Origin of the sequence: Mesorhizobium sp. M1399, assembly GCF_040317735.1 — a bacterium.
Classification (GTDB): Bacteria; Pseudomonadota; Alphaproteobacteria; order Rhizobiales; family Rhizobiaceae; genus Mesorhizobium.
Map to the genome: position 1 here is coordinate 365,403 of NZ_JAMYKZ010000003.1, position 14,919 is coordinate 380,321.

General features: G+C 63.5%; 14 protein-coding genes. 8 read left to right on the top strand and 6 right to left on the bottom strand.

Annotated elements, in window-relative coordinates:
* Positions 1-5: 5 nt before the first annotated feature.
* The 3 genes from NKH05_RS06585 to NKH05_RS06595 form a co-directional block, all read right to left on the bottom strand.
* Positions 6-1,043 (bottom strand): ABC transporter substrate-binding protein, encoded by a 1,038-nt coding sequence (locus NKH05_RS06585; protein ID WP_353025164.1) that lies wholly within the window; start codon positions 1,041-1,043, stop codon positions 6-8.
* A 9-nt stretch (positions 1,044-1,052) separates the two neighbouring features.
* On the bottom strand, positions 1,053-2,237 hold the full coding sequence (locus tag NKH05_RS06590) for an LLM class flavin-dependent oxidoreductase (protein WP_023717658.1): 1,185 nt from the start codon (positions 2,235-2,237) through the stop codon (positions 1,053-1,055).
* 65 nt (positions 2,238-2,302) lie between these two features.
* On the bottom strand, positions 2,303-3,913 hold the full coding sequence (locus NKH05_RS06595) for an ABC transporter substrate-binding protein (protein ID WP_353025165.1): 1,611 nt from the start codon (positions 3,911-3,913) through the stop codon (positions 2,303-2,305).
* A 315-nt stretch (positions 3,914-4,228) separates the two neighbouring features.
* On the opposite strand from NKH05_RS06595, the gene NKH05_RS06600 reads away from it, so the two are divergent.
* The 7 genes from NKH05_RS06600 to dusA all read left to right on the top strand — a co-directional run bounded on the left by NKH05_RS06600 (position 4,229) and on the right by dusA (position 11,243).
* A complete protein-coding gene (locus tag NKH05_RS06600) occupies positions 4,229-5,215 on the top strand; it encodes an ABC transporter permease (RefSeq protein WP_353025193.1) in 987 nt (328 codons plus the stop codon).
* A complete protein-coding gene (locus tag NKH05_RS06605; protein WP_352482608.1) occupies positions 5,215-6,213 on the top strand; it encodes an ABC transporter permease in 999 nt (332 codons plus the stop codon). The genes NKH05_RS06600 and NKH05_RS06605 overlap by 1 nt, the downstream gene beginning before the upstream one ends.
* A 2-nt stretch (positions 6,214-6,215) precedes the next feature.
* Positions 6,216-7,214 (top strand): ABC transporter ATP-binding protein, encoded by a 999-nt coding sequence (locus NKH05_RS06610; protein ID WP_352482607.1) that lies wholly within the window; start codon positions 6,216-6,218, stop codon positions 7,212-7,214.
* Positions 7,192-8,139, top strand: a complete 948-nt coding sequence (locus NKH05_RS06615) for an ABC transporter ATP-binding protein (RefSeq protein WP_352482606.1) — start codon at positions 7,192-7,194, stop codon at positions 8,137-8,139. The genes NKH05_RS06610 and NKH05_RS06615 overlap by 23 nt, the downstream gene beginning before the upstream one ends.
* 20 nt (positions 8,140-8,159) lie before the next feature.
* Positions 8,160-9,215 (top strand): aldo/keto reductase, encoded by a 1,056-nt coding sequence (locus NKH05_RS06620; RefSeq protein WP_023717652.1) that lies wholly within the window; start codon positions 8,160-8,162, stop codon positions 9,213-9,215.
* A gap of 72 nt (positions 9,216-9,287) precedes the next feature.
* Positions 9,288-9,878, top strand: coding sequence for an FMN reductase (msuE, locus tag NKH05_RS06625; RefSeq protein WP_031193577.1), 591 nt, complete (start codon positions 9,288-9,290; stop codon positions 9,876-9,878).
* A 378-nt stretch (positions 9,879-10,256) separates the two neighbouring features.
* Complete coding sequence (dusA, locus tag NKH05_RS06630) at positions 10,257-11,243, top strand: tRNA dihydrouridine(20/20a) synthase DusA (RefSeq protein WP_352482605.1); 987 nt, start codon at positions 10,257-10,259, stop codon at positions 11,241-11,243.
* 9 nt (positions 11,244-11,252) lie between these two features.
* Here dusA and NKH05_RS06635 read toward each other — a convergent pair whose 3' ends face one another.
* A complete protein-coding gene (locus tag NKH05_RS06635; RefSeq protein WP_352482604.1) occupies positions 11,253-11,957 on the bottom strand; it encodes a TIGR02281 family clan AA aspartic protease in 705 nt (234 codons plus the stop codon).
* 13 nt (positions 11,958-11,970) lie between these two features.
* Entirely contained in the window at positions 11,971-12,204 is a 234-nt protein-coding gene (locus tag NKH05_RS06640; protein ID WP_031193575.1) for a DUF1289 domain-containing protein, read from the bottom strand.
* 174 nt (positions 12,205-12,378) lie between these two features.
* On the opposite strand from NKH05_RS06640, the gene NKH05_RS06645 reads away from it, so the two are divergent.
* Positions 12,379-13,377: a nicotinate-nucleotide--dimethylbenzimidazole phosphoribosyltransferase gene (locus NKH05_RS06645; RefSeq protein WP_352482679.1), complete on the top strand. Its 999-nt coding sequence runs from the start codon at positions 12,379-12,381 to the stop codon at positions 13,375-13,377.
* A gap of 4 nt (positions 13,378-13,381) precedes the next feature.
* Here NKH05_RS06645 and NKH05_RS06650 read toward each other — a convergent pair whose 3' ends face one another.
* Entirely contained in the window at positions 13,382-14,896 is a 1,515-nt protein-coding gene (locus tag NKH05_RS06650; protein WP_353019076.1) for a sensor histidine kinase, read from the bottom strand.
* Positions 14,897-14,919 lie beyond the last annotated feature (23 nt).

Below are 14,919 nucleotides of genomic sequence, written 5' to 3' on the forward strand. Positions count from 1 at the left end.
TCCTCTCAGGCGGCGGCGCGGATGGTCACCTGATCGAGCGGCCGGCGATCGACCCAGGCCTCGACGTCGAAATCGCTGGCAAGGAAACCCCAGTCGCGCAGGAAATCCTTGTAGTGGGAAATCGCCGCGACGAGCTCAGGCTGCAGTCCGAGGCCGAGATGGTTGTGGACATCCGGACCGTTGGCGGCCAGCACCTGTTCTTCGGTGGCGCCGGATTCGCGGGCGACGAAGCGCCGCGTCTCTTCCGGATGCGCCTTAGCCCAGGCGCTGGCGCGCAGGATCGTCTCGATCAGGCGCGTGACCAGATCAGGGCGCTCTTCGGTCAGCAAATCGTCGACGGTCAGCACACGCGGCGAACCGGAGTTGATGCGGATGTTCGGGTCGGGATGAAAGCCGAATTCGGCGACCTGGATGGCGCCGATCAGATTGGCGACATTGATGCCGGCCGTGCCTTTGACATAGATGGCGTCGACCTCGCCACGGATCAGCGCGGCTGCCTCCTCGCCATAGGCCTGTTTGCGCTTGAGGCCGAACAGCGACGGCCCTTCCTGGCTGTCGAGCACGCTGTCGGTCAGCGCGATGTCGACGATCTCGACGTCGGCATGGCTGAGGCCTTCAAGCGAGAGCGCCGAGACCAGCCCTTTCAGCGCCGTCGCCCGCATGAAGTCGACGATGCCTTCCGGACGCCGGGCGATGCCGAAGCGGCGGCCTTTCAGGTCCTGGGTTGTTCTGATGCCGGTGCCGGGCAAGGTGATGATCGCCTGGAATTCGTCGGTCCAGGTGATGCCGACGAGACGCGTCTTGCGCCCTTCGGACCGCGCACGGATCGGCGGCACGTTGCCGCCGTGGCGGAACGACCAGTCGAGTGTGTGGTTGAAATGGCTCTGGCGGATGTCGCGGTTGGGTGAATCGATGATCGACTTCAATTCGATCCCCTCCTTGCGAAAGGTTTCGTCGAGAAGTCCGAGCTGCGCCGCAAGCCCGACAGGCGTCGGCACCGGGCAGCGTGTGTACCAGATTTCGGAGATCGCAGTCGTGGTCATGAGTGCTCCTCAGGCGTTGCGCAGGCCGGCCTGCTTCATCAGCGGCAGGATGTTCTCGCCGAAGAATTCGAGGTCCGGCTTGAAGTCGAAGAAGGACAATTGCAGGCCATCGATGCCGGCGTCCTTGAGCTTGACGAACTGGTCGACGATCTGCTCGGGCGTGCCGATGAGATAAATGTTGCCGCCGACCTTGGCGTAGGGATCGTCGCGGCCTTCGCGGCCCTTCCAGGCCTGGGCGTCGCTGTTGAAGGTCTGGAACCCTTTCGGCGTACGGCTGTCGGCACGGGCGACGATCTGGTCGGCGACGGCCCAGGCTTCCTTCTCAGTGGGACGGCTGATGACCAGCGGATTGAGCAGCGTGCGCACGGTGCGGCCGACACCGAGGGCGGCGTCCTTCACCTTCTTCGTATGCGCCGGCAGCGCCTCCAGCGCGCTGGCGATGTCGGAGCCGGCCGGGCTGGTGACGAAGACGATGTCGGAATAACGGCCGGCAAAGGAAATGCCGGCATCGGAGCCGGTGGCATTGACCAGGATCGGCCGACCGTAATTCGGCTTCGGCGTGACGAAGCCGCCATTAAGCTTCCAGCTCGATTCTCCAGAGAAGGAGAAATTCTCGTCGTCCTGCCACAGCCGCTGCAGCACTTCGACGAACTCGGCCGCGAGTTCGTAGCGACGGTCGTGCTCGATGCGGTTCCAGCCGAACATCTCGTGTTCGACGGCGCGATGACCGGTGACCACGTTGATGCCCCAGCGGCCGCCAGAAATGTGATCGAGCGTGGCGCCGAATTTGGCCAGATGCAGCGGATGCCACGGGCCGTAGAGAACATGCATGGTCGAGATCAGCATGATCTTCTTGGTGATCGCGGCCATGGCTGCAATGGAGACGAAACTGTCCAGCGCCTGGCCGTTGAAGACCCCGCCATAGCCGCCCTTGGGCAGCCACTGGCTGAGCGCAAAGACGAGGTCGAAGCCAAGCTCCTCGGCCTTGAGCGTCAGGTCGCGATTGTAATCGAAGCGCCAGTCGGTCGAGCGCGGCAGGGTCGAGTTGGTCCAGCCGCCGGCCTGGATCGGCAGGAACAGTCCGAGCAGCACCGGCTGCTGAAGCGCTTTCGATAGCGGGCTGTCCGGATAGTCGGTCGGCGCCTTGAAGAAGGGCGTGCCGACGATGGAACCAGGCTTGTGGGCGAGCGTCATGGGGGAATCTCTCGGGGAAGGAGAAAGAGATGCCATGCGCGAAAGACCGCGCATGGGGCGGCGGATCAGGCGACGATATGGGTTGATGCGAGGCTGCCGGCATTGCCCTCGGCGCCCACTGTGTGATCGGCGATGCGCTTGTTGTAGAGGGTGATTTCCGGCTGGCTGACGATGCCGATGTCGGGCAGGTCCTCGACAAGGATCTGCTGGATCGCGGCCCATTGCTCGAAGCGCTTTTCGTGATCGACCTCGACGGCGGCAGCTTCAAGAAGTTCATCGACCTTGGGATTGCTGTATTTCGACCCGTTGGAGAACGGCACGCCCGGTTTGAAATTCTTCGACCAGTAGAGCCGCTGCACGCCGACCGTCGGATCGAACAGATTGCTCATGCCGTTGAAGGTGAAGTCGAAATCGCGGTCGGTGTAGATGCGCTTGGTGTAGGTGGCGAAATCCTGGCTGCGCACGGTGACCTCGACCCCGACTGTGGCCAATGCCTGCTTGATGTAGTCTGCGCCGCGCTTGTAGGTCTCGCCGCTCGGGACATAGTCGTGGACCAGCTTGAGCCGGATGCCGTCGGTACCGCGTGGCAAGCCCGCTTCGTCGAGCAGTTTCTCGGCAGTGGCAATGTCGACCGGATAGGTCTTCAAATCGGCGACGAACCACTTCTTCAGATTGGGATTGATCGGACCGGGAATGGTCTCGCCATAGCCATAGTTGATGGTGTCGCGGATGACGTTGCGGTCGATGACATGGGCGAAGGCGCGGCGGACGCGAACATCCTGGAAATAGGGTTTCTCCAGGTTGAACTCGACCCGGCTGATGCCGTTGGAATACTGATAGCCCTGCTTCTCGAAGCCGATATGCGGCAGTGTTTCGAAACGCTGCAAATCGCTGTACGGGATCGGCGTTGCCGGCGCCAGGTCGACCTCGCCCGTCTCCAGCGCCAGGGCGCGCGCCGAAGCGTCCGGGATGAAACGGACGATCAGCCGGTCGAGATAGGGGCGCGGCGCGTCCCAATAATCGGGATTGCGTTCATAGACGATGTGGCTGCCGCGCACCCATTCCTTGAAGACGAACGGGCCGGTGCCGACCGGAGCGACATTGACCGGATTTTCGGCTGCCCTTGTGCCGTCATAGAGGTGCTTCGGCACGATCGGTGTTTCGGCCGCGGCCAGCGCCGTGATCAGGTAAGGCGCCGGCTTCGACAGAACCAGCGTAACGGTCAGCGGATCCGGCGTCTGGAAATCGACAAGGTTGAGGAAGGTGTTGCGGCCGCGCGGATGAACCTCTCTGATCGTGGCGATCGAGTAGGCGACGTCGGCGGCGGTGAACGGCTGACCGTCATGCCACGTCACGCCTTCGCGCAGCTTGAAGGTGTATTGCAGCCCATCGTCACTGACCGACCATTGCCTGGCGAGTGACGGGCGCGGCGTGAGATCGAAATCATAGGTCAGCAGGCCCTCGGTGGTCTTGGCTGAGACGTAGACGGAATTGAACGCCGTGTGGGCGATGGTCGTCAGCACCGGCGGCTCGGCCGACAGCAGCAGCGTCGCTGTCCCACCCTGTTTCGGCTCTGCGGCGTAGGCGCGGCGCGACGCCGGCAACAGCGTCGCTCCGAGCGCCGCGGCCGAGATGCCGAGGAACCTGCGGCGGTTCGCAATGAGGAAATCAGACATGGAGCCGTAGTCCTTTTTTTGCTGCAGCCATCGATCGGCCGGTCGTCGGCCGCTGGATGAAAAATCCCTCGTTCCAAAAGCGGACCCGTTTGTGAAAAGATTTGGCCGGCCCGCCCTCACGCTTAAGATTTCATACTTCAAACCGCGATTTTTGTAGTATGAAATAAAATTCTATTCTGCAATATCGGCATTTGCAGAACAAAATTTCTTAAATCAGGTTTGACAATGTCTATAAATCTTGTCAACTAAAAAGCACGGAACTTTCCGGGAAACAGCAAACCCGCATCGTCAGCCACAGCCGGGAAAGCAAAAATGATGTCGACCCTGACGCGCATTGGCCGAACGTTTCGACGCACCGCGATCCAGGCGGTGCCGACCATTCTGGGCATCGTGATCCTGAACTTCTTTCTGCTGCAGCTTGCGCCCGGCGATGCCGCCGACGTCATGGCCGGCGAGGCCGGTTCGGCCACGGTGGAAACCATGGCGGCGTTGCGCCAGCGCTTCGGACTCGACAATCCACTGCTCGTCCAGCTGTTCAACTATCTCTACAATCTGGCGCATTTCAGTCTTGGCTTTTCGCCGCGCTACGGCATGCCGGTCGCCGACCTGATCGGCCAGCGGCTGCCGGGAACGCTGTTGCTGATGGCGGTGGCGCTGACCATCGCCATCGCACTCGGTCTCGTCCTCGGATCGTTGATGGCGGTGTTTTCGGGACGCCTGCCGGATCGTCTGCTTTCGGTCGTTTCGCTGCTGTTCTATTCGATCCCGGGCTTCTGGATCGGGTTGATGCTGATCGTCCTGTTCTCGGTCAAGCTCGGCTGGCTGCCGAGCGGCGGTTCGGGAACCATCGGCAGCAACCTGACCGGCCTTGCCGGCCTCTGGGACAAGGTGCGCTACATGATTTTGCCGGCGCTGTCGCTGGCACTGTTCTACGTGGCGATCTATGCGCGGCTGACCCGGGCGGCGATGCTGGAAGTCCAGTCGCAGGACTATGTGCGCACCGCCGCCGCCAAGGGCCTGTCGCCGACCGTCATCACCATCCGGCATGTCCTGCGCAACGCACTGATCCCCATCACCACCATGGCCGGCATGCATGTTGGCGGCATGCTCGGCGGCGCCGTGGTCGTCGAGACCGTCTATTCCTGGCCTGGCCTCGGGCGTCTCGCCTTCGAGGCGGTCATGGGCCGTGATTTCACGGTGCTGCTCGGCATCTTGCTGCTGTCGTCGCTGCTGGTCATTGTCGCCAATGCGACCGTCGATCTGCTGCACGCCTGGCTCGATCCCCGCATCGGAGTACGCTGATGGCTTCCACCGAATTCGCCGCCGGCGATGCCCGCTCCCGCCGCCTCTATGCCGATACCCGCGAGCCTGCGGTGCCGGCTGAACCCGAGGCGAAGAGCTGGAGCAATCTTCACGCGCCCGACGCGCGCTCCGCCTCTGCGGCGTCGGTACCGATTGCGGCCGGTGGCCGGGCGCTGAAGGTTTTCCTGCGCAATCCCAACGCCATGTTCGGCGTGGTGTTCCTGTCGCTTGTCGTGCTGGCAGCCTTGCTGGCGCCCGTCCTCTATCCGGCCGATCCTCTGTCGATGGTAGCACGGCCCTTCCTGTGGCCGGGGCAGAATCCGGCCTTCCCGCTGGGCACGGATTCGATGGGCCGCGACGTGCTTTCCGGCATTCTGCATGGCGCGCGGATTTCGCTGTTCGTCGGGCTGATGGCGACCGCGCTCGGTCTCAGCTTCGGCATCCTCGTCGGCGCTACCGCCGGCTATTTCGGCGGCTGGATCGACGACCTGCTGGTACGCCTGGTCGAAATCTTTCAGACCATACCGAGCTTCGTGCTTCTGGTGGTCATGGTGGCGATCGCGCAGCCGACGGCGCCTGTGGTGACGGTGGCGATCGCCGTCATCACCTGGCCAACGGTGGCGCGGTTGACGCGTGCCGAATTCCGGGCCATCCGCGAGAAGGATTTCGTCATGGCTGCCCGCAGCCTCGGCTACGGCCATGCCCGCATCATCTTCCGCGAGATATTGCCCAACGCGCTGCCACCTTTGATCGTGACCTCGTCGGTGATGGTGGCAACCGCGATCCTGATGGAATCGGCGCTGTCCTTCATGGGCCTCGGCGATCCCAATGTCGTCAGCTGGGGCTCGATGATCGGAGCCGGTCGAGAGCTGATCCGAACCGCCTGGTATCTGACGGCACTGCCGGGATTAGCGATCGTCTTTACCGTGCTGGCGCTGAACCTGATCGGCGACGGCCTCAACGACGCGCTCAATCCGCGCTTCTCGCAGGAGCGCTAGAGATGGCCACTCCCTTGCTCAGGGTCGACAATCTGACGGTTCGCTTCCCGACCACCGAGCCGGTCAGCCGGCTGAGTTTCGAGGTTGGCGAAGGCGAGACGCTGGCGATCGTCGGCGAATCGGGCTCCGGCAAATCGCTGACAGCACTTGCCCTGATGCAGCTTCTGCCGCGCTCGGCGAAGATCCCCAATGGCAGGATCGAGTTCGCCGGCAGGGATCTGCTCGGTCTCGACCAGAAGGCGATGCGGAACTTGCGCGGGCGCGAGATCGCGATGATCTTCCAGGAGCCGATGACCTCGCTCAACCCGGTGCTGACCATCGGCCGGCAGATCACCGAGGTGCTGACGCTGCACGAGGGCATACGCGGCAAGGCAGCGCGGGCGCGGGCGATCGAATTGCTCTCGCTTGTGCGCATTCCCGATCCGCAGCGGCGCATCGACGACTATCCGCACCAGCTTTCCGGCGGCATGCGCCAGCGCGTCATGATTGCCATCGCCGTTGCCTGCCGGCCGCGCCTGCTGATTGCCGACGAGCCGACGACGGCGCTGGATGTCACCATCCAGGCGCAGGTGCTCGACCTGCTCGATACGCTGCGCCGCGAACTGTCGATGGCGGTCGTGCTGATCACCCACGATCTCGGTGTCGTCGCGCAATGGGCCGACAAGGTCGTCGTCATGTATGCCGGCCGCAAGGTCGAGCAGGCGTTGCCGGGCGCGCTGTTCAGAACACCGCTTCATCCCTACACGCGCGGCCTGCTGGCTGCGTCGCCGCGGCTGAAGACCAATCTCCACTACCGCGACGCCAGACTGACGGAGATTCCCGGCAGCATCGTCTCGGCTGCCGGCGAGAGAGGGTGTCCGTTCCGGCCGCGTTGCGCGGTGGCGCGCGACAGCTGTGCCCATTTCGTACCCGACCTCGTCGAGGTGAGCGAGGATCGCCTCGTTGCCTGTCCCTACAGCTTCATTCCGGAGGTTGCGCATGGCGTTGCTCTCGGTCTCTGACCTCTCGACGCATTTCCACGCCCAGGGCGGTGCGCTGCGCGCTGTCGACGGCGTTTCCCTCGAGGTCGGGCGCGGCGAAACGGTTGGTCTCGTCGGCGAAAGCGGCTGCGGAAAATCGACACTCGGCAAGACGATCATGCGGCTGGTCGATCCGACCGGCGGCAAGATCGAGTTCAACGGCACCGACATCACCGTTCTCGACGCCAGCCGGCTGAAGGCGGCGCGCCGCAATATCCAGATGATTTTTCAGGATCCGTTCGCATCGCTCAACCCACGCCACACGATCGGCGACATCCTGACCGCGCCGCTGAAAGTCCATGGCATCGGCAACAAGGCCGAGCGGCGCGGCATCGTCGAGGACATTATCGAGCGTGTCGGTCTGCCGAAGGATTCGCTCGGTCGCTACCCGCATGAATTTTCCGGCGGTCAGCGTCAGCGCATAGGCATAGCACGGGCGCTGATCCTCAATCCGGAACTGGTCGTCTGCGACGAGCCGGTGTCGGCACTCGACCTCTCGATCCAGGCGCAGATCCTCAACCTGCTAGTCGACATGAAGCGGCAGCTCGGCCTGTCCTACCTCTTCATCTCGCACGATCTGTCGGTGGTCCGCTATTTTGCCGACCGGGTGCTGGTCATGTATCTCGGCCGCATCGTCGAAAGCGCCGACAATGCGACGCTGTGGACCTCGCCCAAGCACCCCTACACGCGCGCGCTGATGGACGCCGTGCCGGACCCGTCGCGCCGGCGTCAGGCCGCGCCGATCCATGGCGACCTGCCGAGCCCGCAGAACATCCCGAGCGGCTGCCGCTTTCACACGCGCTGCCCGCTGGCGACCGATCTTTGCCGTTCGCAGGAGCCGGCATTCCGGGCGATCGCGGCGGGACACCACGTCGCCTGCCACTACGCCGAACCAACCCTCAACTGAAAGTTCAACGGAGCAGAAAAATGTCCGATTACCGCTATCTTGGCCGCAGCGCCTTGAAGGTTTCGCCGCTCAGCCTCGGCACGATGATGTTTGGCGGGCCGACCGAGGAAAATGTCGCACACCGCATCATCGACAAGGCGCGCGAGCAAGGCATCAATTTCATCGATACCGCCGACGTCTACCACAACGGCAAGTCCGAAGAAATCGTTGGCCGCGGCATCAAGGCGACGCGCGATCATTGGGTTGTAGCGACCAAATTCGTCAACTCGCATGACAAGGGTCCCAATCTTGGCGGCCATTCGCGCAAATGGGTAATCCAGACCGTCGAGAACAGCCTGCGCCGCCTCGGGACGGATTACATCGACCTGTTCTACTTCCACCGTGCCGTCTTCGATGCGCCGCTGGAGGAGCCGGTACGGGCGATTGCAGACCTCATCCGCCAAGGCAAGCTGCGCTATTTCGGCGTGTCGAACTTCCGTGGCTGGCGCATTGCCGAAGTCGCGCATCTCGCCGATGAACTCGGCATCGACCGGCCGGTGGCCAGCCAGCCGCTCTACAACATCGTCAACCGCACCGCCGAAGCTGAGCAACTGCCGGCCGCCGCCTATTTTGGTCTTGGCGTCGTCTCCTACAGCCCGCTGGCGCGCGGCGTGCTGACCGGCAAATACGAGCCGAACCAGGCGCCAGCTGCCGACACGCGGGCCGGCCGTGGCGACAAGCGTATCGCCGAGACCGAGTGGCGCCCGGAATCGATTGAGATCGCCAGGCAGATCGCGGCGCACGCAAAATCACGCGGCGTCTCCGCCGCCGATTTTGCGCTGGCCTGGGTTCTGAACAACCGGCTGGTCACGGCGGCGATCGCCGGCCCGCGCACCGAGGAACAGTGGGACAGCTACGCTAAGGCGCTGGACTTCAGGCTGACCGCTGAAGACGAGGCCTTTGTCGACCGCCTCGTCACAGCCGGCCATGCCTCGACGCACCGATTCAACGATCCGAGCCATCCGGTCGAAGGCCGCGTGCCGCGTTCCGAGCCGGCCGCACCGATCCCGCTGACGCGGCCTCTGCGCGCCGCCTGACGGTCAGCTGTGGACTGGCGGGGCCGGCGGCCCGCCAGAGTCTCCAATCGTTTCGGACAGATGAGAGAGCCCATGAATTTCCATGTCGAACGGCTGCGCCAGAGCATCGTCGTTTTGTCAGGCAACACCCATAGGCCATCGAAATCACGGACGCTGGCGCATCATCTGGGTGAGGCACTGCGCGAAAGATTATCCGCCACGGTGAATTTCCTCGATCTTGTCGATGCCGGCCGTGGTCTGGGTGCTGCGTTCACGCGAAAGGAATTGACGCCGGAGGCGCTGAATGTGGTGGAGGCTGTCGAACAGGCCGACGCGCTGATCGTGACGACGCCGGTCTACAACGGCTCCTATGCCGGCCTCTTCAAGCATCTGTTCGACCTCATCGATCCGCTGGCGCTTGTCGACCGGCCGGTGCTGATCGGCGCGACAGGCGGCGGCCAGCGCCACGCTCTGGTGGTCGAGCATCAGCTTCGCCCGTTGTTCGGCTTTTACTCCGCACTGACCGTGCCGAGCGCCGTCTACGGCAGCGACAGCGACTTTGCCGATGGCAAGCTCGTGGATCCGCTAGTCCTGGCGCGGGCCGGACAGGCTGTGGACCAGTTCGCGGCCCTGCTTTCCGCGCGGCAGCCGAACAGCCAACCGGTCAGGCTGGCCTCGGGCTGACGCATAACATTGCTCAGACTAGCGGAGAGCAAATTCAGTTCGCCGATAAGCCGCAGGCAACGCCTTTGAAGTCGATACAGCCCGATGCTGTCACTAAAGTGGTTGAGGCAGTGTGCATGCCAGTTGCGTGTCAAGGCCTTGTTCAGCCAAGCGAAGCTATTGATGGTCATCTGATCGATGGTCGGGCCGGTGGGATGACGGAAGATTTCGTGTGCACCACGTGTGCAGTGAGCGGCGTGATGTGCTAAATGGCCTTCAGTTTGCGCCAGCATAGTCGTAAATTCGGTTACGTTTGGCTACGCGCTTCTTTCCAAATTGCTCAGTCGTTCCAACAGGGTATTGGACGGACTGACGCATAAAAAAGATAATAAAATTAGGATGTTAGGACACAAAGTTGCCGTTGCACCTATGATGGACTGGACGGACCGGCACTGCCGGTTCTTCCATCACCAATTGACGCGCGAGGCGCTGCTCTACACTGAGATGGTGGTGGCAGATGCGGTCATCCACGGCGCACGCGAGCGGCTGCTCGGCTTCGACGACAGCGAACATCCGGTGGCGCTGCAGCTCGGCGGCGCCGATCCGGGAAAGCTGGCCGAGGCGGCGCGCATCGGCGAAGCCTTCGGCTATGATGAAATCAACCTCAATGTCGGCTGTCCGTCCGACCGCGTCCAGTCGGGCACGTTCGGCGCCTGCCTGATGAAGACGCCGGTGCTCGTCGCGGATTGCGTCGCTGCGATGAAGGCGGCGGTGAAAATACCGGTTACCGTCAAGTGCCGCATCGGCGTCGACGAGCAGGATCCGGAACCGGCACTCGATGCCTTGGCCGACGGTGTTTTCGCGGCCGGCGCCGACGCGCTGTGGGTGCACGCCCGCAAGGCCTGGCTGGAAGGTCTGAGCCCAAAAGAAAATCGCGACGTCCCACCGCTCGACTATGGCCGCGTATATCGGCTGAAAGCCAGAAAACAAAACAAATTCATCGGCATCAATGGCGGCATTCAATCTCTTGCAGAGGCGCTGAGGCATCTCGACCATGTCGATGGCGCTATGCTCGGCCGCGCCGCCTATCACACGCCCGGGATACTGACCGGCATCGATGCCGCGTTTTACGGCGGCACGGCTGAGCCGTTCGATTTTGCCGCGCTGATCGATGCCATGGCGGATTACGCGGCACGCCATATCGAGCAGGGTGGACGCCTCGGGCATGTCACCCGGCACATGGTCGGGCTGTTTCACGGCCTGCCCGGTGCACGCCGCTATCGGCAGATCCTTTCCACCGAGGCGACAAAGCCGGGTGCCGGACCGCAGGTGCTCAAGGCGGCCTTCGCAGAAGTCGATTTCGGCAGGACCGCAGAGGCGGCCTGAGGAAAGAAGTTAATCCCGCAAAATCATGCGATCGCCACGGACGTCGAAGCCCGATAGCGAGCCGATGAAATTCATGCCGAGCAGGCTCTGGCCGAGCGTGCCGGGTGCGGCGATCATGATGGGCATGTCCTTGCGCACGATGCCGCCGATCGACAGCTCATCGGTTTTTACGGCGGCGGCGCGTGTCATGCCGTTGGCGGTAGAGATCGGTATGGTGAAGCGGAGAGCCGCCGAATTGAACCCGACCGCCAGTGCGTCCTCGGCGGTCAGCACGGTGCTGGTCGCGCCGGTATCGACAACCGTCAGGATCGGCGTCCCGTTGATCGTGACACGCGCTTCGAAATGGCCGTTGCCGGCCTTGTCCAGGGTGACGGTGGCATGGCCTTCGTCCACGCCCAGTGCCAGCGGACTGCCGGGAACAAAGCCGGCGGTGACGCGGCTGGCGAAATCCTGCAACTCATAGCGGTACTGATAGCCGGCGATCAGCGCCAGCACGATGGCACCCCAGGCGCCGAGGCTGCGGGCCATGGTGCCTAACGGCCTGCCCGATCTGAGCAGGCCGGCGCCGACGAGCGCCGCTAAAGCGCCAAGCCAGATCAGCTGGCTGAAATCGTAATTCTCAATGCCGAACGTGCTGCCGGCGGAATCGTTGAGCATGAGCAGGAGCACACCCGCCCCGATCGCGACGATCAGAATCCACAACAGTCGGTTCATCTCTGCGGCCGGTTCACGAGAGGGCGTCGCGTTCGCGTGCCATGCGGCTGCGACGGGTTTCCCGGCGGGGGCGTCGCTCGACCGTTTCCAGCCTTGCCGGCAGCTCGGCCATGACGCTGCGGCGGGTTTGCGGGGTCATGTCGATCCAGGCGGCGATTTCCTCGCGCGTGCGCCCGCAACCGAAACAGAAACCGGTTTTCATGTCGATCGAGCAGACCAGGATGCACGGGGATTCAATGGCCGTCATGAGGATTTCCTTGGCTAGCCTCCACATGGTGCAACGACAAAGTCAATGCAAGCCCTCCGGGGTGCGCCGCCAACAAGTGCTTTCGCGTCAATACCGCCAAGTTACGCCGAGGTTGTGCCGGCTGGCCAAGGCGGCTATGCCGCTCACCAATTCACAGGGACGATCGCCATCGACATGACCAGCGCGCTGCCTTTCGACGATTTTCGCGACCTTCTGGTGAGCCTGCCGCCGGCAGATATGGCGGCCAACGCCCGCGTGCGCCAGTTGTTTGCCAAGGCAGACAAGCCCAAAGGCTCGCTCGGCCGCATCGAGGACGTCGCCGCCTGGCTCGCCGGCTGGAGCGGCCGCGCGCCACCGGCGGTGACGCGGCCATTGGTGGCGCTCTTTGCCGGCAATCATGGCGTCACCCGCCACGGCATTTCGCCGCGCCCCGCCGCCGCCACGGCAAATGCGGTCGAGCTCTGCGCCGCCGGCGGTGCAGCGATCAACCAGATCTGCATCGCCAACGATCTCGGCTTGAAGGTGTTCGATCTGGCTCTGCACATTCCAACAGCCGACATCACCGAGGACGCGGCACTGGACGAGCGCGGTTGCGCCGCCACCATGGCCTTCGGCATGGAAGCGATTGCCGGCGGCACCGACCTGCTTTGCCTTGGCGACCTCGGCGTCGGCAATTCGACTGTCGCCGCGGCTCTTTGCGCGGCGCTGTTCGGCGGCACCGGCGCCGACTGGGTCGGCCCTGGATCGGGGGCCAACGCAGCGATGCAGAGGCGCAAGGCGGAGGTGGTCGATGCCGCGATGGCGTTTCACGGCGCGAGCCTCAAGGATCCGCTGGAAGCGCTTCGCCGGGTCGGTGGACGGGAATTCGCAGCGATCTGCGGCGCCATTCTGGCGGCGCGGATGCAGAAGATCCCGGTGCTGCTCGATGGGTTTGCGGTGACCGCGGCCGCTGCCGCCCTATATGCCGCCAACCCCGCCGCGCTCGATCATTGTCTCCTCGCAAGCCTATCGCCGGAGCCGGGCCATGCCAAGGCCGCCGAGCGCCTCGGCCTTCGCGCGCTGCTCGATCTGGGCGTCAGCCAGGGCGAGGGGGTAGGGGCGGCTCTTGCCGCTGGACTGGTCAAGGCGGCCGCGCTGACCAGCTCCGGCATGGCAGCCGCGGTCCGCGGTTAAGCATTCAGCGCCGGCGCGAAGCAACCGCCTTGGTCGGCAGCGCTGGCAGTTCCTCCATCACCCGGCTCAGCGGGAAGATGGCGATCGCCTCGGTGCCTTCGCGTAGCCTGGAATGGAGCTGGAATTCGCCGCCATGCATGGCCAGCAGGCCCTGCACGATCGGCAGGCCAAGCCCGGTGCCCTGTTCGGCGCTCTTGATGGCGATCGAGCCCTGGCCGAAGGCCGAGAGTACGATCGGGATCTCGTCTTCCGGTATGCCCGGCCCATTGTCCTTGACGGAGAGATATTGCCCGCCGCCCGCCGTCCAGCCGACGCGCACGCGGATTTCGCCGCCGGTGGCGGTGAACTTGATGGCATTGGACAAGAGGTTGAGCGCAATCTGCCGCACCGCGCGTTCGTCGGCGAACAGGCGCGGCAAGGCGTTTTCGAAATCCTGGACGATGCGGATGTCCTTGTTGCGCGCCTTCAGCTCCATCATGTGGCAGCAATCCTCGACGACGGAGAGCAGCATCATCGGCTCCTCATTGAGCTGGTAGCGACCCGCTTCGATGCGCGACAAGTCGAGGATTTCGTTGATCAGGTCGAGCAGATGCTGTCCGGAGTCATGCACGTCACGGGCATAGTCGCGATAGGTCGGGTTGCTCATCGGGCCGAGCACCTCGTTGGCCATCACTTCGGAAAAGCCGAGAATGGCGTTGAGCGGTGTGCGCAGTTCGTGGCTCATCGAGGCCAGGAAACGTGATTTCGCCAGATTTGCGTCTTCCGCCCGCCGCCGTGCCTCGTCCGACATCGATTTCGCCGTCTCCAGTTCGGCGATCAGCGCATCCTTTTCGGAGCGGAACGACAGCAGCATCAGCGAGGAACGGTTGAGCTGGCGCGCCACATAGGCGAAGAAAGGTAGCGAGGCGATCAGCAAACCTGCCATGATCACCTCGACGGGCAGCCATAATTTTGCACTGGCATAGGCATAGATGGCGACCGGGAGGGCGAAGGTCGCCAACAGCGCACCGCGCAGGGACGATGCCAGGATCGCGGTTGCCGACATGGCGAGCAGCAGCACCACCGCCTTGGCGACCTGGAACTGATCGATTTGGCAAGTTTCGCAGCCGAGCCATGCGAACCAGGCCCAGCCAAGCCCGCAAAGAAAATGGCCGATCAGGAAATCCCTATGCGTTTCCAGCGGGTTGAGCTCGGACGCTTGCGTGACGCGTCTCGCCATGAACGCCACGATGGTGTAGCAGATGAATGTGAACAGCGCCCAGACGCCGATCTCCTTGCCGATGCCCGCGAACAAGCCTGCGGCGGCAGTTGCCAGAACGAGCAGCGGGATGACGACCACGCCGCCGGTCATCGACAGCGCGTGGAGCTTCAACAGCTCGCGGTCGAAGTCGGGATTTCCGGCTTGCTGCGAAAGACGGTCGCGCGTCTTGCGCACCGCGCGCGCGACATCGCTGTTGCGATGGCGTTTCCTGCGGTCCACAATAAACTTGTCCGCCGTGGTCGAGCGTTGCAGGGGCATGAAGTCTTCAATTTACGCGGGCA